The sequence below is a fragment of the Pseudomonas sp. 18175 genome (assembly GCF_050432925.1).
Taxonomy (GTDB): Bacteria; Pseudomonadota; Gammaproteobacteria; order Pseudomonadales; family Pseudomonadaceae; genus Aquipseudomonas.
Genome location: NZ_JBKFTO010000018.1, coordinates 1 through 20,047, shown reverse-complemented (window position 1 = coordinate 20,047; position 20,047 = coordinate 1). Strand labels below are relative to the sequence as shown.

The following is a 20,047-nucleotide window of genomic DNA, read 5'->3' as shown; positions in this document are numbered from 1 at the left end:
CGGTTTGCAGCAGCTTACACCGAGAGGCTGAACACCTGCGCCAGATGCTGCTCGTAGCGCGCCACGTCGGCTTCGATGGCCGGGCGTTTCATCACGTCCACGCACAGGAAGGTCGGCAGGCCGGTCATGCCGAGGAACTCATTGGCCTTGTGGAACGGGAAGTACACGGCGTCCACGCCCTTGGCTTCGAAGAAGTCAGTCGGGTCGTCAAAGGCTTGCTGCGGTGCGTTCCAGGTCAGCGACAGCATGTACTGCTTGCCTTGGACCAGGCCGCCACTGCCGTATTTCTGCGAGGCGTCGGAACGGGTGCGACCGTCGCTGGCATACAGGCTGCCGTGGCCTTCGGTGAAGACTTCATCGATGTACTTCTTGACGATCCACGGTGCGCCCATCCACCAGCCGGGCATCTGGTAGATGATCACGTCGGCCCAGAGGAACTTGGCAACTTCTTCGGCCACGTCGTAGCCTGCGTCGATATGGGTGACCTTGACGTCGATACCGCCACGGTCAAGCACGGCCACGGCGGTGTCATGCAGGGTGGTGTTGTAGCGGCCATCGGAGTGGGCGAACTGTTTGCCGCCGTTGAGCAGGAGTACTTTTTTCATGGGAGGGTGTCCAGAGGTTGAAAATGTCTGGACGCAGACTATCGACCTTGGCCCTTCGGAATAAGCGGTGGTGCGGCAAAATACATTTGATCAAAATGCACGAATGCAGATGTGATTATTAACCACTGATCAGCAGATGGCCGCCCAACAGTGCCATGCCGATAAAAAACACACGCTTGAATAACACCGCACTGATCCGTTGACGCACAACCTGGCCCAGCCACATGCCCAGCAACGCGGGCACCAGCGCCAGCAGCGAAGCATTGAATGCGCCGCCGCCCAGGCTGCCACGCCAAGCCAGCCCAGCGGCCAAGGCCAGGGTCGAGACGGTGAACGACAACCCCAATGCCTGCACCAATTGATCGCGGTTCAAACCCAAGGCTTGCAGATAAGGCACTGCCGGGATCACGAACACGCCGGTGGCCGAGGTGATGATGCCGGTGACAAGCCCGCACAGCGGCCCCAGCCAGCGTTCGGTTTCGGCTTTTACCTTGAAGGTAGGTAGGAACAATCCGCTCAGCGCATACACCAGCAATGCGCCGCCCAACGCGTGAACCACCCAGCCGCCGCCGCTCATGCCCAACCACAGGGTACCGAGCCCGGTGCCGATGAAAATCAGCAGCAACATCGGCCACAGGCGTTTGAGCAAACCACTCAGGTGGCCGCCGAAGGCCAGTTGACAGAGGTTGGTGATCGTTGAGGGAATGATCAACAGCGCCGCAGCCTGCGCCGGCAGCATAGCCAGGCCGAGCAAGCCCATAGCGACGGTGGGCAGGCCCAGGCCGATCACGCCTTTGACCGTGCCGGCCAGCAGGAAGGTGCCGAACACCAGCATAGTCAGGGCTGGGCCGATGTCTTGGTAGAACGCTAGGAAGGTATTCATGGGGGGATTGTGCGGGGTTGGGGCTGGATTGGAAATTCGCCATATACTGAGGCAGCCTCTTGTTTTGTGTGAGGCTGAGGCCGTCTTCGCGAGCAAGCCCGCTCCCACATTCGACCGCATTTTCATGTTGGAACTCGGTCAATTGTGGGAGCGGGCTTGCTCGCGAAGAGGCCAGTTCTACCACCCGAGAATTCCAGCCATGCACTTTGACCTGACCGACCTGCGCCTCTACCTGCACACCCTCGATACCGGCAACATCACCGCCGGGGCCGCCCGCAGTCATTTATCCCTGGCGGCCGCCAGTGCCCGCATCCGCGCATTGGAAGCCTCACTGGGTATCGACCTCCTCGAACGCGGCCGCCGTGGCGTCACCCCAACACCCGCCGGCATTGCCCTGGCCCGTCATGCCCGCCTGCTGTTGCAACAGGCTGAGCATCTGCAACAGGACCTGGCGGAATACGCCAAGGGCATCAAGGGCCAGGTGCGCCTGCTGTGCAACACCACCGCCCTCAGCGAATACTTGCCCGAACTGCTGGCGGGCTTTCTGCGTGAGCATCCCAACCTCGATATCGACCTGCAGGAGCTGCCGAGCCTGCGTATCACCCAAGCTTTGCGCCAGGGTACGGCAGACCTGGGGATCATTTCCGACGCGGTGGATACTCACGGCTTGCAAACCCTGCCCTTTCGCGATGACCCGCTGGTGCTGATCATGCCGCTGGATCATCCACTGGCGGCCCAAAACGCAAGCTTCATCGACAGCCTGCAACACGACTACGTAGGCCTCACCGCCAACAGCGCGCTCTCGGTGTACCTGGAGGAGCAAGCGCTGCATGCAGGCTTTCGCTTGCAGACGCGTATCCGCGCCGAGGGTTTTGACGGCTTGATCCGCATGGTCGCCGGTGGCGCCGGCCTGGGTATCGTGCCCCAAGCGGCGTTGGAGCGCTGGCCATTGGAGAGCCGCTTCAAGGCCCAGCCACTGCGTGAAGAGTGGGCCTGCCGAAAGCTGCTGCTGTGCGCCCGCGCGTTCGAACAGCTCCCCGCCTACGCCGCCGCGCTACTGACGGCGCTGGCCAAGTGACGTAAACACTGCGCGCCACGGTGTTACGAACAGGTTACCCGGAGTAATATCTGCCCCCTCAGCAGTTCTTGGGGCAGATGCGGTGTGCATCACCCTCGCGAAAAAAGTAGAAGGTAACGTTAATGGCGGATGACATGGTTAACCCGGTAGGCCTCAAGCGGGGCCTGAAGAACCGGCATATTCAACTGATCGCCTTGGGAGGGGCGATTGGTACGGGGTTGTTCCTCGGCTCGGCGGGTGTACTCAAGTCAGCCGGCCCGTCGATGATCCTGGGGTACGCGATCGCAGGCTTCATTGCATTCCTGATGATGCGCCAGCTCGGCGAAATGATTGTCGAAGAGCCGGTGGCCGGCTCGTTCAGCCACTTCGCCCACAAATACTGGGGCGGTTATGCGGGCTTCCTGTCGGGCTGGAACTACTGGGTACTGTATGTGCTGGTGGGCATGGCCGAACTGACGGCGGTGGGCAAGTACATCCAGTTCTGGTGGCCCGAGATCCCGACCTGGGTCAGCGCGCTGGTGTTCTTTGCGGCGGTCAACCTGATCAACACCCTGAACGTGAAGTTCTTCGGTGAGGCGGAGTTCTGGTTCGCCATCATCAAGGTGGTGGCGATTATCGGCATGATCCTGCTCGGCTGCTACCTGCTGTTCAGCGGCACCGGTGGCCCGCAGGCGTCCATCAGCAACCTGTGGAGCCACGGCGGGTTCTTCCCCAATGGCGGCATGGGGCTGTTGATGGCCATGGCATTCATCATGTTTTCGTTCGGTGGCCTGGAGCTGGTGGGCATCACCGCCGCCGAGGCCAGCGAGCCGCGCAAGGTGATCCCCAAAGCTATCAACCAGGTGGTGTACCGCATCCTGATTTTCTACGTCGGCGCCCTGACCGTGCTGCTGTCGCTGTACCCGTGGGACCAGTTGCTGCAAACCCTCGGCGCGTCGGGCGATGCCTACAGCGGCAGCCCGTTTGTGCAGATCTTCTCGCTGATCGGTAATGACACCGCCGCCCACATCCTCAACTTCGTGGTGCTGACGGCGGCGCTGTCGGTGTACAACAGCGGCGTGTACTGCAACAGCCGCATGCTGTTCGGCCTGGCTGAACAGGGCGATGCGCCCAAAGCGCTGATGAAGCTGAACAAACAAGGCGTGCCGCTGCGGGCCTTGGCGGTGTCGGCGTTGGTGACCATGCTGTGCGTGGTGGTCAACTACGTAGCACCGCAGAGTGCTCTGGAGCTGTTGTTTGCACTGGTGGTCGCCTCGCTGATGATCAACTGGGCGCTGATCAGCATCACCCACATCAAGTTCCGCAAGGCTATGGGCGAGCAGGGCGTGACGCCATCGTTCAAGACCTTCTGGTTCCCGTTCAGCAACTACCTGTGCCTGGCGTTCATGGTGGTGATCATCAGCGTGATGCTGGCGATTCCGGGCATTCGCAATTCGGTGTTTGCGATGCCGGTGTGGGTAGGAATTATCTACATTGCTTATCGGTTGCGGGTGAGAAACACGACAGTCGCTGCAACCCAATAACCCATGTGGGAGCGCTGAGTGCAAGGGGATCGCATGCAGCGCTTCTGGACATCCCGATGTCGAGTTCAGACCACTGTCACCACGCCCGAGGCCTTAGGGTGCATCTTTGCATTCCCTGCCTCGGAGACATCATGTCCAAGCCCATCACCGTACTGCGCGACACCCACCCACTGCCGGTCCTGGATGCCTGCAAATGGGAAAAACTCGAAGGCGACCCGCACACCGTCAACCTCAACGCCTACACCAGCGAAGACGGCAGCAAGATCATGGGCACCTGGATCTGCACACCGGGCAAGTGGTATGTGGATTACGTGAAGTGGGAATACTGTCACTTCCAGGAAGGCTACTGCATCATCACCCCAGAGGGCCTGGAGCCGATCCATTTGCGGGCTGGAGATATCTTTGTGGTGGAGCCAGGGATGAAGGGAACGTGGGAAGTGGTTGAGACTGTGCGTAAGTACTTCGTCTTCGCCTGACCCCGCAACGCCACTGTAGGAGCGAGCTTGCTCGCGAAGATCGTCAACAAAAACGCGCTCATCCAGGATGAGCGCGTTGCCCTCAGGTTTTTCGCGGGCAAGCTCCGCTCCTACGGTTTGCGGTAGCTGTTGATGATTGCCGAGAAGTCCTTTCCCCCCTCCCCGCGCTGACTCATCGATTGGTACAACTGTTGCGCCACGGCGCCGAGGATCACCGGTTGGTGCACTTGACGCGCCGCCTCGGTGGCAAGCCCCAAATCCTTGAGCATCAGGTCGGCACCAAACCCCCCGGTATAACCCCGCGATGACGGCGCGGTTTCGATCACGCCCGGCCATGGGTTGTAGGTATCGGAACTCCAGCACCGCCCGGTGGAGCTGTTGATAATCCCCGCGAGCACCTGGGTGTCGATGCCCAATGCATCGCCCAACGCCATGGCTTCGCTGACACCGACCATGCTGATACCCAGCAGCAGGTTGTTGCAGATCTTGGCAATTTGCCCGGTGCCCACATCACCGCAGTGCACAATATTGCGGCCCATCTGCGCCAGCACCGGTTGCAGGGTGGCGAACAGGTCCGGGGTGGCGCCGACCATAAAGGTCAACGTGCCAGCCTGGGCGCCGCCCGTACCGCCAGATACCGGCGCATCGGCCACGGCCACACCTTGCTTGGTCGCAGCAGCAGCCACATCGCGGATGGTCTGCGGATCGATGGTGCTGCAATCCACTGCCGGTACGCCTTGGCCGATGCCCGCCAGCACGCCGTCTTCACCCAGCCACACGCTGCGCACATGAGCCGCAGCCGGCAGCATGGTGATCACCAGCTCTGCGCCGCTCGACGCATCACGCGGTGAGTCACTGATGGTGCCGCCCAACTCGGCCAGTTCCTTGAGCACGACCTGGTTGAGGTCGAACAGGTTCAGCGCGTGGCCAGCCTTGATCAGGTTACGGGCCATGGGCGCGCCCATGTTGCCCAAACCAATAAATGCGATCTTCATGATGATCTCCCGGAATCAGCGCAGGTTGATGGTGGTGTTGACGCCATCGTTGACCGTGTCGTCGTCGAACCAGCGGCTGGTGACGGTCTTGGTCTGGGTGTAGAACTGCACCACTTGCTTGCCGTACGGGCCGAGGTCGCCGAGCTTGGAACCACGGGAACCGGTGAAGCTGAAAAACGGCACCGGCACCGGGATCGGGATGTTGATGCCCACCTGGCCCACGTCGATTTCGCTCTGGAACTTACGCGCCGCCGCCCCGCTCTGGGTGAACAGGCCGGTGCCATTGCCAAACGGGTTGGCGTTGACCAGGGCGATGGCTTCATCGAGGGTCGCGACTTCGATCACCACCAGTACCGGGCCGAAGATTTCCTGGGTGTAGATTTGCATCTCCGTGGTCACGCCGGAGAACAACGTGGGGCCAACGAAGTTACCTTGTTCAAAGCCCGGCACCTTGATGTCGCGACCGTCCAGCTCCAGCTTGGCGCCTTCTTTCACACCGCTTTCGATCAAGTCCAGGATGCGTGCCTTGGCACGTTTGGAGATCACCGGGCCGACATCGGTGCCCGCTTCGCTGCCCGCATTGACCTTGAGCTTTTGCGCCAGCGCTTTCAGATCCGGCAGCCATTGCTTGGACGCGCCCACCAGCACCACCACCGAGGTGGCCATGCAACGCTGGCCCGCCGCGCCAAAACCGGCACCCACCAGGGCATTGAGGGTGTGTTCGCGGTTGGCATCCGGTAGCACCACGGCGTGGTTCTTGGCGCCCATCATCGACTGCACGCGCTTGCCGTGTTTACCGGCCAAGTCGTAGACATGCGTGCCCACGGCCGTCGAGCCGACAAAGGACACCGCCTTGATGTCTTTGTGGGTGCACAGCGCATCCACCACGTCCTTGCCGCCATGCACCACGTTGAGCACACCCGCCGGCACACCGGCTTCCAGCGCCAGTTCCACCAGCAGCAGGGTCGACAGCGGGTCTTGTTCGGACGGCTTGAGCACGAAGGTATTGCCGCAGGCAATCGCCATCGGGAACATCCACAGCGGAATCATTGCCGGGAAGTTGAACGGGGTGATGCCGGCACACACGCCGATAGGTTGGCGCAGGGTGTAGGTGTCGACGCCACCGGCGACGTTCTCGGCGAACTCGCCCATCTGCAAGGTGCCGATGGAGCACGCGTGTTCCACCACTTCCAGGCCACGGAAAATGTCGCCTTCGGCATCGGCAATGGTCTTGCCTTGCTCGTTGCTGAGGACCACGGCGATGCGCTTGGAGTGTTCGCGGATCAAGGCTTGCAGCTTGAGCATGATGCGCATGCGCGCGCCGATGGGCGTCAGCTTCCAGGTCTGGAAGGCGCGATGGGCGGCGTCGATGGCGGCGTTGACTTCATCGGCCGTGGCAAATGGGACTTTGGCCAGTACTTCTTGGGTGGCGGGGTTGACGATGTCTTGCCACTCGGTGGTCTTGGACTCGACCCACTCGCCGTTGATGAGCAACTTGACCTGTTGTACGGAAATATCGGCAGAAGCGTTCATGTGGTCTCCAAATCTTATATTTATGCAGAGACAAGGCGCGTAACCGCCTTGGGAATGAGGCGTTCGGACTGTTTTTGGAGTATAGATGTGCAAATCTCTAATAAGAACGCACATAAAAGCCGGTCCAATATGCAAAAAAACATCACATCGTTGGGGTCCCTGAACTGGGATGACCTAAAGTTTTTCCTCGAGGTGGCCCGCACCCGCAAGGCCAGCGTGGCCGCCAAGCGCCTGGCAGTGGACTACACAACGGTGTCGCGGCGCATCAGTTCGCTGGAAGTGTCCCTCGGCACGCTGCTGTTCGAAAAATCCCGGACCAACGGCTTCGTCCTCACCACCGAGGGCCAACGTTTGCTGGGCTACGCCGAGTCCATCGAAAGCACCTTGCACATGGCCTGCGAGCAAGTCTCCGGCTCCGGCGTGGCGTTGTCCGGGCATGTGCGCATGGGCTGCACCGAGGGTTTTGGCAGCTTCTTCATCACCCCGCAACTGAGCCACTTCGTCGACACCTACCCGGCGATCTCGGTAGACATCCTGCCCCTGCCCCACTTCATCAGCCTGTCCAAGCGCGAAGCCGACATCGTTATCGCCCTGGAACGCCCGGAACACGGGCCCTACGTGTGCTGCAAGCTGTGCGACTACACGTTGCAGCTGTACGCCACCCAGGAATACCTCGACCAACACCCGCCCATCCAACGCCCGGCGGACTTGGCTGAGCATCCGTTTATCAGCTACGTGGATGATTTGGCGTTCAGCTCGGAGTTGCTGTACCTGGCCAACGTGGTGCCTGGCGCCAGCGCCAGCCTGCGCAGTACCAGCGTGATTGCGCAGTACGTGGCGGCGCAACAGGGCCGGTCGCTGGCGATACTGCCGTGCTTTCTGGCGGCACAGGACCCGCGGTTATTACCGGTGCTGGGGGAGGAGATCACGCTGACGCGGCAGTTCTGGATGTACTGCCGGGAGGATTTGAGGAAGTTGAAGCGGATTACGTTGTTGTGGGATTACATCAGGGAAGTGACGGAGCAGAACCAGGGGTTGTTGATGGGGCAGACGCGGGAAATGCGCTTTGCCGACTGACTGTGAGGGCCAAATGTGGGAGCGGGCTTGCTCGCTCCCACATTTGGACTGCATTTCAATCTGGCAATGAGGGGCCAGCTCAGTCCGCAATCACCACAATCGACACCCGCCGGTTCTCCGTACGCCCCGCCGCCGTGGTGTTCGCCGCCACCGGTTCGCTGCTGCCCAGGCCGCGCAGTTGGATGTTTTCTTCTTTCATACCCACACCCTTGAGCACCGTCGCCACGCTTTTGGCACGGCGCAGGGACAGTTGTTGGTTGTACATTTCCTTGCCCGAGGCGTCGGTGTGACCGTCCACGCGTACCCGTTCGATACCCACGCCAAGCAAGGCCTTGCCGATGCGCTCGACGATATCGGTACTGGGTTTGTTGAGCGTCTCGACGTCACTGCCAAACAACACTTTGCCAGACAAGCCAAATGCCCAGCCTTCATCGGTCAGTTCAAAGCCTTGCTGTTGCAGCACGGCGATCTGCGCCGGGGTCAGGCCTTTGGGCGGCGCTGTCTGGCAGCCGCCGAGGGCGAGCAGTGTTACCAGCAGGGCGATAAACATAAAACGCGCGGTCGAGAACAAGGGGTCAACTCCTGTGTTGAACATTGACGACGGGAGTCTCCGACTCTGCCGTTTGCTGGCCGCCCAGGGACGAGCGTTTAGATTGGTACATCGCCGCGTCGGCGGCATTGAGCAAGGTGCCGGGCGTGGCGCCATGATCGGGGTAGATCGCGATACCGATACTGAGGGAGGTCAACACCTGGGCATTGCCGGGTACAGGTATGGGCATGTCCATGCTGGCGATGATGTTGTCGGCGATGCGTTGGGCATCTTCGAGCTTGTGCAGCGGCGCCAGCAGGATCGCGAACTCGTCGCCGCCCAGGCGCGCCACCAGGTCATCTTCACGCAGTTGCGCACGCACGCGGTCGGCGACGGCCACCAATACAGCATCGCCGGCGGCATGGCCGAAATTGTCGTTGATCTCTTTGAAACGGTCGCTGTCGAGGTACAACACCGCAAGCTGCTCCTTGGCCTTCGCGGCACTGCGCAGCGCACGTATCAAGCGGCCTTCAAAGAATGCGCGGTTGGGCAAACCGGTGAGGCTGTCGTGGTTGGCTTGGTGAGCGAGGCTTTCGTTTTCACTTTGCAGGTGGCTTTGCCAGGCTTCCATTTCGCCCAACAGCGCGTTGAAGTCGCTGCCCAGGCTGTGCAGCTCGGCGATCTGCGCCGGTGGCACGCGGCGGTCGAAATCGCGCTCGCTGCGAGCGGCGTGAGCCACGGCGGCAAGGCTCTGCAAGGGGCCGGTGATGCCGCGCAACAGGCGCCGTGCCAGGACCAGCGCCACCCAGGCGCTGAGTGCGGTGCAGATCAGGATCCCGGCCAGGCCGCTGAGCAAAAAGCGCAACAGGCTACCACCGTGACCGGTCAAGTGGATGCTGCCGATGACCCGCCCTTGATGCAGGATCGGCTGGCTGATGGGCTGTTCGAGCAAGGCATGCGCCAGCCCCAACTCAACCCGCGAGAGCATGTCGTTTTCCGGGCGCGTCCAGTGCGCCAGCAACTTGCCGCTGGCATCGAAGACTTCGGCCTGGGCCACTTCCTCAGTGGAGGCGATCAGGCTCAGGGCCTCGGTGGCCGCTGCGCTGTCATTGAACACCACCGCCGCTTCGACGGTGTAGTTGATGGAGCGGGCGATCAGGTGCAGGTTGTGCTCGGCATAGACCCGCAGCGCCAATACACCAAGCAAGGTCAGGGACACACTGGCCAGGGTCACCGCCACCAGTGCGAGAATCAAGTGCCCCCGGCCGATGACCGAGCGCAGCGTCGGTCGCACGTTCACGGCGGTCATGAGGTTGGGGCTCGACGACGGGACAGTTGCAGCACACTGGGATGAATGCGCACGCCGCTGCGGGCCACGGAGTCGAGGTTGACCTCGAACGACACTTGCTCATCGCCGACACGCAGGCAAAACAGGCTGCCCACGGTGCACTGGTCGCCACCCTCGCTGATGCTGAGCACCGGGTGGCCGATCAATGAGGCAAACAGTTGGCTGCGCTCATCGGCGCTGAGCTTGCCGATGTACACGGCATCGCACGCCCGCACGATGTCGGGGTGATCGGCCAACAGGCGTTGCACCACCACCGGACGGCCGGTGGCCTGGGTGGTGCCTTTGACCAGGTCATCGGTGTATTGGGTCGGCCCGACGATGCACAACCGCAGTTGCGCAGGTTCCACCGGCCAACGGGCATAACTGAGGATGCCGAGTACCACTTGGGTGACGGCCTGCGCCCGGTGATCGGCAGCGCCGGCAGGGGCCGGCGCTTGGGCAAAGGCATGTGGTGCGAACACACACAGGAACGCCACCAGCAGCATGCGTCTCCAGCTCAAACTGCGCTCTGTAGGCGAGACAGCCACGTTCATGCAGCGTTTCTCTCAGGTGTTTTAGGAGTGATGCCGCAACGATAGCACAGCGTCAGATATTTCTGACTCTCCGCCCAACTCCAGCATCAACCCGCTCAAGCGTTTGACCTTGCGCCGCACGGCTTCTTCAAACACGCCACCACGGGGTTCGATCAGGCTGAACCAGCGCTTGGCCCGGGTGATGCCGGTGTAGATCAGCTCTTTGGTCAGCACCGGGTTCAATGCGTCCGGCAGGATCAGCGCAGTGTGGGTGAACTCCGAACCCTGGGATTTGTGCACCGTCATGGCGTACACGGTCTCCACATCGTTGAGACGGCTGGGCAGCACAAAACGCACGCCGCCCTGGCCGTCATTGCGCGGGAACGCCACGCGCAGCACCTGGGGGCCGCCGTCGCTTTCGGGCAGCTTGAGGGCGATGCCGATATCGCCGTTCATCAAGCCCAGCCCGTAATCGTTGCGGGTCATCAGCACTGGGCGGCCTTCGTACCAGTGCTCGTCGCCTTCAATCAGCCGCACTTTGCGCAAGGCCGCGGTGATGCGCAGGTTGAGCCCTTCCACGCCCCACGGGCCCTTACGCACCGCGCACAGCAACTGGAACGCATCGAAGGCTTGCAGCAGTTGCTGCGCCCAGTGGGTCCACGCCTCGCTTTCACGCGGGGTGTCGAGGGATGGGCGCGCGCTGTGCAGCAAGCTGAGGTAATAGCGATAACCCTGAGCGCCGTCGCTGCCCTGCCCGTCCAGTACCAGGCGCTCAAGGGCGTGGTCGTGCTCGCCCTTGAGGCTGACGCAGAACAGGTCTTTATGGCTGCCGGCGCGTAATAGTTTGCGCGCCTCATCCGCGTTCATCTGGTTGACCCAGCGTGCCAGTTGGCCAATGCCGCTGCCTTCGCCGAAACGGCGCGAGTAGCGCAGCATCACCACTTGCTGGGCCAGCGGGTGGCTGTTGTCGAGGTCTTCCTGCAGGCCGCTGGTACTGAGGTCTTCGCCACTGACGTTTTGCAGCCATTGGCGGGTGTGGGGGCTGTACCAGCCGGCTTCGGCGTCGCGGCACAAGTCACCGAGCACGGCGCCCGCTTCCACTGAGGCGAGTTGGTCCTTGTCGCCCAGCAAAACCAGGCGTGCGTGGGGCGGCAGCGCGTCCAGCAGGTTGGCCATCATTTCCAGGTCGATCATCGAGGCTTCGTCCACCACCAGCACATCCAGGGGCAACGGGTTGCCGATGTGATGACGGAAGTGACGGGTGCCCGGGCGGCTGCCCAACAGACGGTGAACGGTGGTGACTTGGGTGGGGATTTTTTCCCGCACGGTGTCGGGCACGGTCAACGACTGCACTTGCTGGCTGATGGATTCGGTGAGGCGCGCAGCCGCTTTACCCGTCGGCGCCGCCAGGCGTATACGCAGCGGGCTGCCGGTTTCCACGGCAGGCGCTTGCAGCAATGCAAGCAGACGCACCACCGTGGTGGTCTTGCCGGTGCCAGGGCCGCCGGTGACGATGCTGAATGCACCGCGCGTGGCCAGAGCGCAGGCGAGTTTTTGCCAGTCGATCACGCCATCGGGTGGCGGCTGATCGAACAGGTTGTTCAGGCGTTGAGGCAGGTCGGCGGCGACGTTTTCCTGGGTGGCAAGGCGCAGGCGCAAAGCCGTGTCGATGCGCCGCTCGTAGGTCCAATAGCGACGCAGGTACAGGCGTTTGCCAGACAGCACCAGTGGGCGGCTTTGGGCCGACTCGCTGCCATCGACCGCCAGCGCGACCAACTGGCTGGACGCCAGGGCATGGCACCAGTGGGCGCCGTCCAAGCCTTCGAGCAATTGGGACGGCAGCAACATGGCGCCGGTTTGCAGGTCGCCTTCGGGTGGCAAGGACAGCGCGAAATCGGGCGCCTTGAGGGTTTCGAACAGGTCGAGGCACACGTGACCGTGGCCCAATTGGTGGCTGGTCAAGGCCGCCGCCAGCAGCACCAATGGGTCGGCCTGTGGGTCGAGTTCGTAGAGGAAGCCGACGAAGGCTTTGTCCAGGGCGCGTAGCCAACCGCGATCAACCCAACGTTCCAGCAGTTGCACCAGGTCAGCGGCGCGGCTCAGAGGCAGCAACGCCTCAAGCGGTAGCGGCGACAGGCTCATAGCAGCACTCCTTGTTCCCAGGCGGGCTCAACCTTGGGTGGGATGGGTTTGCCCTGGAACAGCAGGTCCAAGCCTTCGATCAGTTCCCGTGGCGGGCGGGTGAAATACGCGCCCTGGCTGCTGGACAGAGTGCCACGCAGGAATAGGTACAGCGCACCGCCAACATGGCGATCGTAGTCGTAACCCGGAAGGCGCGCCTTGAGCTGGCGATGCAGGGCCAGTAGGTAAAGCACGTATTGCAGGTCATATCGATGATCGAGGATCGACTGTTCCATGGCCTCCTGGGTGTAGGCCAAATCGTCGGGGCCCAGCCAGTTGGATTTGTAATCGGCCACGTAGTAGCGACCGTCGTGTTCGAAGGTCAAGTCGATAAAGCCCTTAAACATACCGTTGAGCAGCACCGGCTCGGCGGCGACACGGGACACGCCGTTGTGGGTGTATTGGCACACCAGTTTGTCGAGGGCGAGTACGTCGACCTTGTGGCTGGCGAACCAGAATTCCATTTCGACCTGGAACTGCTGCAGGTCGCTGAGGCTGACGTGACCCTTTTCGACTGGCAACGGTGTTTGCAGCAGATGCCCTAGCCAGCTGCTGAGCGTGGGAATCCAGCCTTCCCAATTGCGGCGATTGCAGCGGGCGCCTACGGCTTTTTCGATGTCGTGTGGGGAGGCGTTGAAGCCCTCCCCGCCAGCCCATTCAAGCAGGCCATGGAGGAAGGTGCCCGGGTTCGGCCCGCGTGGGAAACGGTGAATATCGCCGCCAGACGCCGCCACTTCACGCGGTGCATCGGGGTCTAGGCGTTCGTCATCGAACAGCTTCTGGGCTTGCGGGCTTTCCGGTGCCTCTGGCATCGCGGCGCTCATGCTGTCGCCGATGCGCAGGGCGCTGTAGGAGGCGATCCACCAGTTTTCGGCAGCCTTGCGCGTGGGCAGCAAGGGCGCGAGCAAGGTGGCCTCGTTGCGAGGTGGATGGAACAGGGTGTCTTGCGCGTCGGGTACTAGCGCGTAATGAATGGCCGGGCAGCCGTCCTGCAGATCCAGCAACCAGCGCGCCAGGCCAGCCGATTCGCCGAGGGATGCACCGCCGCCAAGCAGGTAGCCCAAAGCCGACAGGTGCAATACCGAACTGTTGCTGTTGCCACGCTTGAGGTCGGCAACGCCAAGCCAACAGGCGTGTTTGGCGCGGGTCAGGGCGACGTAGAACAAGCGCAGGTCTTCGGCGAGGCGCTCGTCATCGGCCTGGGCGATCAACTCGGCGGTCGGGCGCAAGCTGACTTGGGATTTTCCGTTTTCATCGTGGTAGTGAAGGGGCAATCGACTGCCGTCCACCGGTTTTGCCGAGCAGATAAAGGGCAGGAACACCAGGTCGTACTCAAGGCCCTTGGACTTGTGGATGGTCACCACCTTGACCAGTTGCTCGTCACTTTCAAGGCGCAGAATCTGTTCTTCGCCCGCCTGGCCGGACAACGCCAGATGCTCGGCCAAGTGACGAATCAGGGCCTGTTCGCCGTCGAGTTCCGAGGCCGCCTGTTGCAACAGTTCACTCAGGTGCAGCAGGTTGGTCAGCACACGTTCGCCATCGCTGCGAGCGATCAGGGTTTGCGGCAGTTTGAAGTCGTGCAGCAGACGCCGCAGCATCGGCAGCACACCTTGGCTGCGCCAGATTGCGCGGTAGCCACGGAACTGCATCACGCGGGTTTCCCACGCCAGTTCGTCCTGGTTCAGACGCTCAAGCTCGGGCAGTGACAGGTTGAGGGTGACACACGCCAGCGCGGCGCGCAGGGGTCGCTCGACATCCGGTTCGGCGCAGGCTTTGAGCCAGGCCAACAGGTCATGGGCTTCCTGGGCGGCAAACACCGAGTCTTTATCCGACAGGTAAACACTGCGCACACCACGGGCGGCCAACTCGGCGCGCACGGCCTGGGCCTCTTTGCCGTCGCGCACAAGGATGGCGATGTCTGACGGCAGCACACCGTTGAAACTGTCGTCGGGTTGTAGGAAACCTGCGCGCCCCTGCTGCCCGCCATTGAGTAAATCAACAATCTGTGTGGCACAGGCCGCCGCCAGTTGTTGGCGGTACACCAGATTGGAGACCGGCTGGTCGGTGGGCAAATGCCAGAGGTTCAGCGCCGGCAGCGTTTGGCCATCGACCTGTAAGTGTTCTTTGCGCCCCTGGGAGAGCACCGACTGGAACGGCACCGGGTTTTCGCCATCGGGCGTACGGAACAGGAATGCACCCCGGCCTGTTTCAGCACGCTGGAACACATGGTTGACCGCATCGACCATCGCGTGGCTGGAACGGAAGTTGGTGCCCAACGTGTGGTGGCGGCCGGTGGTGGACTGGCGTGCGCGCAGGTAGGTGTAGATGTCGGCGCCACGGAAGGCGTAGATCGCCTGCTTGGGGTCGCCGATCAGGAACAGGCCGCTGTCGAGGTGGTTTTCTTCGATGCGATAGATGCTGTCGAAGATGCTGTATTGCACAGGGTCCGTGTCTTGGAATTCGTCGATCAGCGCCACTGGGAACTGCTCGCGGATCACACTGGCCAGGCGCTCGCCGCCCTCTGTTTGCAGCGCGGCGTTGAGGCGGATCAGCATGTCGTCGAAGCCTATTTCGGCGCGGCGGCGTTTTTCTTCTTCGAAGCGTTTGCCCACCCACCCGGCGGCGTGTTGCAACACGGCGGCATCAGGGGCTGGCAATGCGTCGAGGGCAGCCTTGAGGCCGGCCATGGCGTCGATGCCTGGATGCTGTGGCGGCTCGCCCTTCCAGGCTTCGGCCATGCCATCGGGGGTCAAGCGCGTGAAGCCGGTACCGATGTCCAGTTGTTCGACGGCATCGTCAGCGGCCCAGGCACTGATCTTTTCGAACCAGGGTTCGAAGTAGCGGGCTTGCATCTTGCGACCGTCGACGGCTTTGGCCGCCACGGCTTGCAGGCAGATGTCGCGCAGCTCGGCGGCCCATTGTTGCCATGGAGCCTTGAGTGTCTTGAGCGCTTCGCGGCGTTCTTGCAGGCAGGCGCTGATCAGTTCGGCCGGTTCGCGGGTTTCGTCGGTGGGCCGATCGCTACCAAACAGGGCGCGCACCCGTGGCATCAACGTGGCCGGGCCGCCCCAATTGTTGCGTACCCAGTTGAGCGCATCGTCGTGCATCGGATAACAGAACAGTCGCCAGTAATCGCGCAGTACTTCGCCGAGCAAGTCGCTGTGGTCGGTTTCCAGGGTTTGGGTGAACAGGCTGCCGCTGTCGAAGGCGTGTTCGCGCAGCATGCGCTGGCACCAACTGTGGATGGTCGAGACGGCGGCCTCGTCCATCCATTGCGCCGCGATGTCGAGGCGATTGGCGCAGGCGGGCCATTGTTCCGGGAGGTACTGGGCGCGCAGGTCGGTGATCAGCGGGTCGAGCTGTTCGATTTCACCTCGGAAGAACCGTGCAGCTTCGGCCAGGCGGATACGAATGCGCTCACGCAGTTCCTTGGTGGCGGCATCGGTGAAAGTCACGACAAGGATTTGCGGCGGTAGCAATTCGCGGCCAAAGCCGAACTCATCGCCACCATTACCCAGCACCAGGCGCAGGTAGAGAGCCGAAATGGTGAAGGTTTTGCCGGTGCCCGCACTGGCTTCGATCAGTTGGCTGCCTTTGAGCGGGAAGGCCAGGGCCAAGGGTTTGCTGCTCATGCGCTGGCCTCCTCGCTGGTGAGTGATCGCCATGGGGCGTTGACGAGCGGCCGGTATAGGGTTTCACACCAGCCTTCAAATTCTTCGCTTTCTACCAGTGCGGCGTAGTCGGGGAACTGGCGGGTGAGCGCTGGGGTTTCGCGGCGCTCGCCATCGGTATTCACCCCGTCGCCTTCGTAGGCTTTGTGGGCGGCGGCTTCGGCCTTGGCTGGATCGGTTTGGCCGAGCCACGCGAAGGCGGTTTTGACGGCAACAGGCAGTGGTTTTTTCATTCCGGACTGCCAAGCCAGCAGCAGGTTGCCGAGGATTTCTTGGGCGGTGGATGTGTCCAGTGGTGGCAATAACAGGGTGTCATCGCTGGCCACCAAACCGGTGCTCAACGACAGGCCACAGGCGCAGGCGACCACATGATTAACCCAGGGGCGAATCAGGCGATGCCACTTGCGGCTCTTGATCGACCCGATGCTATTGGGAATGGTGGTCACGCTTAACAATCCGCCATCACGGCGTCGATGCAGACCGCTGATCCAACCTTCCAAGTGAATCCCTTGATGCTCAAAACTGATCGGTTCTGCGCCCGTGTGCGGGGTTGGCCAGAGGGCTAGCAGTTGTTGGTAGCGTTGCAGCAGATCGGGCAAGGGTTCAATCAATTCGTTGCGCAGGCATTCGCCAAAACCCACCATCGGCAGCAAGCCGCTGCCTTGCAGGCGCAGGGCCTGAGCGTTGAGGGCCTGGTCCGGTTGATCGGGTTGACTCAGCGCAGCGCTCAGCAGGCTATCGCTCAGGCTGTAGCGTTGCAGTGCGTCCAGGACGAAGGGTTCTTCATCGGCCAGCAGCACTTCGGCAGCTTCGAAGAATACTTTCAGACGCTGACTGAAGAAGTGTTTGACCGGGTTACGTAGGAAATCCTGTAACTGGCCGAGGGTTAACGGCTCTTCTTGCAGGTGCGGCGGCAGTTCGTCATCTGCTGGGCTCGCCTGGGGGGCCTCGTGGAGCAACTGCCACTCGCGGGCGTAACTGAAGAGTGGGTCGCCTTCATGGAAATAACGAGCACTGAAAGGTTGCAGGGGATGTTCTTGGGTCATGGCCTCGATCAGCGGTTTATCGCTGTTTGCGAGGTGCCAACCGCTGGCGATGTGATCGCGCAACTGACCGATCAACACGGAGGCCGGGCGCTCACTGTTGTCGCGGATGCTGCGGCCGACCCAGCTGATGTAGAGCTGGTCGCGGGCAGACAGCAGGGCTTCGAGCAACAGATAGCGGTCGTCTTCACGGCGCGAACGGTCGCCTGGGCGGTAATCGCTGCCCATCAAGTCGAAGTCCAGGGGCGGTTGGGCGCGGGGGTAGTCGCCGTCGTTCATGCCAAGCAGGCAGACCAGCTTGAACGGGATCGCACGCATGGGCATCAGGGTGCAGAAATTGACAGCTCCGGCGAGGAAGCGTTGGGACAGGCGCCCCTGGTCCAGGCCAGCCAACCAGGCTTCGCGGACTACGGTGAGCGGTAATTCATCCTGCAAGCCCACAGACTCGCAGGTTTCCAACCAGTCCTCTCTGAGTTGTTCAAGCTGGCCGAGCAGGTAGTCGTCGTGCTCGCTGCTGGGCAAGAAGAACAGTTGCATCAGGCGTTGCAGGCGTTCGCCCCATGCTTGGGGCGATGCGGGTTGCTTTAGCGCTTGATGCGCATCATTGAGCGCGTCGAGTAGAGCGACCAAAGGGCCGATCAGTGCGGCGTCGAGGCCGCCGATTTCGTCGTAGGGCTCAATGCCTTCACAGGCTGCGCCAGTTCCAACGGCATAGCCGAGCAGCATCCGGCGTAGGCCGAATCTCCAACTGTTTTGTTCAAGTTCACCGGGCAGACCGAGGCCGGCACGTTGCTCGGCGTTGAGCCCCCAACGGATGCCGGCGCCTTCGATCCAGCGGTGCAGCGTGGGTAGGTCGCGCTCTTTGATGGCGAATCGTTCGCGCAAGGCCGGGACGTCCAGCAGGTCTAGGATTTCGCTGACGGGGAAGCGGCTGTCGGGAAGTTTGAGCAGGTGCTCGACGGCGATCAATAACGGATCGCGGCCGCGTTGGCCTTGGTCGGTCAGGGTGAAGGGGATGAAGCGGGGATCGCTTCGCTCCAACTGGCCGAACACGGCGCGAATATGTGGGGCGTAACTGTCGACGTCCGGGACCATGACGATGATGTCCCGAGGGCGCAATGTGGGATCGGCGCTGAAGCGTTGGAGCAATTGGTCGTGGAGGATTTCTACTTCGCGCTGGGCGCTGTGGGCGATGTGGAAACGGATGGAGGTGTCTTGTTGCAGGTCGACGCCTTCGTCCCAGCGGGTGCGGGTTTCGCTCAGCGGTCGAAGTTCGAGGATATCGTCCTGGAGTTGATTGAGCAGCGTGGTGGGTTCGCTGTCGCTGAACAGGTCGATACGGCCATCACGGAACGCGGCGCGGTAGCTGTTGGGGTCGTCGTAGCTGTCCAACAGGCTGATGTAGTCGCGTCCTTGTTTGCCCCAGGCGGCCAGAAGCGGGTGGGCGTGCTGGTGCAGGGTTTGCGGGTCGATGGTGACCGGCATGCCGGCCTTGCGTGCTTGGCGTTTGTATTCGTTACGCAGCAGGTCTTTGTCGGCAACGATGTCGGACCAATGGTGCCGGCAAGGGTTGTGCACACACAGCAGGACTTGGCTGAATCTGGCCAAGCCGGCAAGGGCTTCCAACGCTTGCGCGGGCAATGAGGAAATACCGAACACAATGACCCGGGAAGGCAGGCCTGGTGGCGCATTTTCGAGGGCATTGATGCGCTCGATAAAACGTTGATGCACGCCAGCACGGCTTTCGGCCATGCCTTCTTCACCCACATCCAGTAGCAGTGCGCGCCACAATTCGGCTTGCCAGCAGTTGGCCGGGTTGAGGGGTTTGGATTCACCTCGGCCGTTGCGCAGTTGGTGGCGGCCAGCAGCCCAGTCTTCGAGCCAGTCGGCACGGTAGACCTGGTATTGGTCAAAGAGATCGGCCAAGCGCTCGGCGAGTTGGTAGCGCTTACGCAGGTCGGTGTCGTGGGTGAGGAAGCGCTGCAGTGGCTCGAAGTGCGGTTGATCGATGAGCTCCGGGAGCAGGCGCATCAGACGCCAGGTCAGCGGGGCTTTGTCGAGCAGGGATTTGGGCGGGATTTCGTCACGGCCCAAGACCATGCGGTAGAGCTGCCACATGAAGCTGCCAGGAAGTTGTACGTCGATTGCCGCAGCAATGCCGCAGCCGCCCATATCGTCTTCTTCTGAGTCTTCAGCCAGGGCCAACTTGAGCCATTGAGCGATGCCGTTGCTCTGTACCAGGGCGATTTCGTTTTCCAGCGGAGCCAGGGGATAGCGGCGCATCCAACTGACCACCAGGCTGCGCAATTCGTCCAGGCGGTTGCCGTGGACCACCATGAATCCAGCACTGAGGGACGTCGCATCCGGCATAACGGCTTCCTTGGGAAAAGCAAAATCGAGGCATGGACTTTATCACTGAAGGCCACCGCAATGAGCCCTCGTGCACTTTTCTCGCGCCCAAAACAAAACCCCTGACTGCGTTAGCAATCAGGGGTTTCGGAATTTAATCTTGACGATGACCTACTCTCACATGGGGAAACCCCACACTACCATCGGCGATGCATCGTTTCACTGCTGAGTTCGGGATGGGATC

The 20,047-nt window shown here is 61.7% G+C and carries 14 protein-coding genes and 1 rRNA gene; 4 read left to right on the top strand and 11 right to left on the bottom strand.

Annotated features, from left to right (window positions below; all coding sequences use genetic code 11):
- Nucleotides 1–14 precede the first annotated feature (14 nt).
- Together ACLD1Y_RS22205 and ACLD1Y_RS22200 are read right to left on the bottom strand one after the other, a co-directional pair.
- Nucleotides 15–605 (bottom strand): NAD(P)H-dependent oxidoreductase, encoded by a 591-nt coding sequence (locus tag ACLD1Y_RS22205; RefSeq protein WP_429479954.1) that lies wholly within the window; start codon nucleotides 603–605, stop codon nucleotides 15–17.
- 118 nt (nucleotides 606–723) lie between these two features.
- Entirely contained in the window at nucleotides 724–1,488 is a 765-nt protein-coding gene (locus ACLD1Y_RS22200) for a sulfite exporter TauE/SafE family protein (protein ID WP_429479953.1), read from the bottom strand.
- A 199-nt stretch (nucleotides 1,489–1,687) separates the two neighbouring features.
- On the opposite strand from ACLD1Y_RS22200, the gene ACLD1Y_RS22195 reads away from it, so the two are divergent.
- From ACLD1Y_RS22195 to ACLD1Y_RS22185, 3 genes are all read left to right on the top strand, one after another.
- The gene (locus ACLD1Y_RS22195) at nucleotides 1,688–2,566 is read left to right on the top strand and encodes a LysR substrate-binding domain-containing protein (RefSeq protein WP_429479952.1); all 879 of its coding nucleotides are present in this window, start codon (nucleotides 1,688–1,690) and stop codon (nucleotides 2,564–2,566) included.
- Between the two features lie 122 nt (nucleotides 2,567–2,688).
- Nucleotides 2,689–4,089, top strand: coding sequence for an amino acid permease (locus ACLD1Y_RS22190; protein ID WP_429479951.1), 1,401 nt, complete (start codon nucleotides 2,689–2,691; stop codon nucleotides 4,087–4,089).
- Between the two features lie 131 nt (nucleotides 4,090–4,220).
- Nucleotides 4,221–4,565, top strand: coding sequence for a cupin domain-containing protein (locus ACLD1Y_RS22185; RefSeq protein ID WP_010206533.1), 345 nt, complete (start codon nucleotides 4,221–4,223; stop codon nucleotides 4,563–4,565).
- 110 nt (nucleotides 4,566–4,675) lie between these two features.
- Here ACLD1Y_RS22185 and mmsB read toward each other — a convergent pair whose 3' ends face one another.
- The gene (gene mmsB / locus ACLD1Y_RS22180) at nucleotides 4,676–5,560 is read right to left on the bottom strand and encodes a 3-hydroxyisobutyrate dehydrogenase (protein ID WP_429479950.1); all 885 of its coding nucleotides are present in this window, start codon (nucleotides 5,558–5,560) and stop codon (nucleotides 4,676–4,678) included.
- Between the two features lie 15 nt (nucleotides 5,561–5,575).
- Nucleotides 5,576–7,093 carry a CoA-acylating methylmalonate-semialdehyde dehydrogenase gene (locus ACLD1Y_RS22175; RefSeq protein WP_429479949.1) on the bottom strand — a complete coding sequence of 506 codons (1,518 nt, stop codon included), beginning with the start codon at nucleotides 7,091–7,093 and terminating at the stop codon, nucleotides 5,576–5,578.
- Between the two features lie 129 nt (nucleotides 7,094–7,222).
- On the opposite strand from ACLD1Y_RS22175, the gene ACLD1Y_RS22170 reads away from it, so the two are divergent.
- On the top strand, nucleotides 7,223–8,170 hold the full coding sequence (locus tag ACLD1Y_RS22170; RefSeq protein WP_429479948.1) for a LysR family transcriptional regulator: 948 nt from the start codon (nucleotides 7,223–7,225) through the stop codon (nucleotides 8,168–8,170).
- 79 nt (nucleotides 8,171–8,249) lie between these two features.
- On the opposite strand, the gene ACLD1Y_RS22165 is transcribed toward ACLD1Y_RS22170, so the two are convergent.
- The 7 genes from ACLD1Y_RS22165 to rrf all read right to left on the bottom strand — a co-directional run.
- Nucleotides 8,250–8,741, bottom strand: a complete 492-nt coding sequence (locus tag ACLD1Y_RS22165; protein WP_429479947.1) for an OmpA family protein — start codon at nucleotides 8,739–8,741, stop codon at nucleotides 8,250–8,252.
- A 4-nt stretch (nucleotides 8,742–8,745) separates the two neighbouring features.
- A complete protein-coding gene (locus ACLD1Y_RS22160; protein ID WP_429479946.1) occupies nucleotides 8,746–10,008 on the bottom strand; it encodes a diguanylate cyclase domain-containing protein in 1,263 nt (420 codons plus the stop codon).
- Nucleotides 10,005–10,580, bottom strand: a complete 576-nt coding sequence (locus tag ACLD1Y_RS22155; protein ID WP_429479945.1) for a YfiR family protein — start codon at nucleotides 10,578–10,580, stop codon at nucleotides 10,005–10,007. The genes ACLD1Y_RS22160 and ACLD1Y_RS22155 overlap by 4 nt, the downstream gene beginning before the upstream one ends.
- A 21-nt stretch (nucleotides 10,581–10,601) precedes the next feature.
- The gene (gene recD, locus ACLD1Y_RS22150; RefSeq protein WP_429479944.1) at nucleotides 10,602–12,701 is read right to left on the bottom strand and encodes an exodeoxyribonuclease V subunit alpha; all 2,100 of its coding nucleotides are present in this window, start codon (nucleotides 12,699–12,701) and stop codon (nucleotides 10,602–10,604) included.
- The gene (recB, locus tag ACLD1Y_RS22145) at nucleotides 12,698–16,372 is read right to left on the bottom strand and encodes an exodeoxyribonuclease V subunit beta (protein WP_429479943.1); all 3,675 of its coding nucleotides are present in this window, start codon (nucleotides 16,370–16,372) and stop codon (nucleotides 12,698–12,700) included. The genes recD and recB overlap by 4 nt, the downstream gene beginning before the upstream one ends.
- Entirely contained in the window at nucleotides 16,369–19,824 is a 3,456-nt protein-coding gene (gene recC, locus ACLD1Y_RS22140; RefSeq protein WP_429479942.1) for an exodeoxyribonuclease V subunit gamma, read from the bottom strand. The genes recB and recC overlap by 4 nt, the downstream gene beginning before the upstream one ends.
- A gap of 137 nt (nucleotides 19,825–19,961) precedes the next feature.
- Nucleotides 19,962–20,047 (bottom strand): 5S ribosomal RNA (gene rrf, locus ACLD1Y_RS22135); the annotation flags it as partial.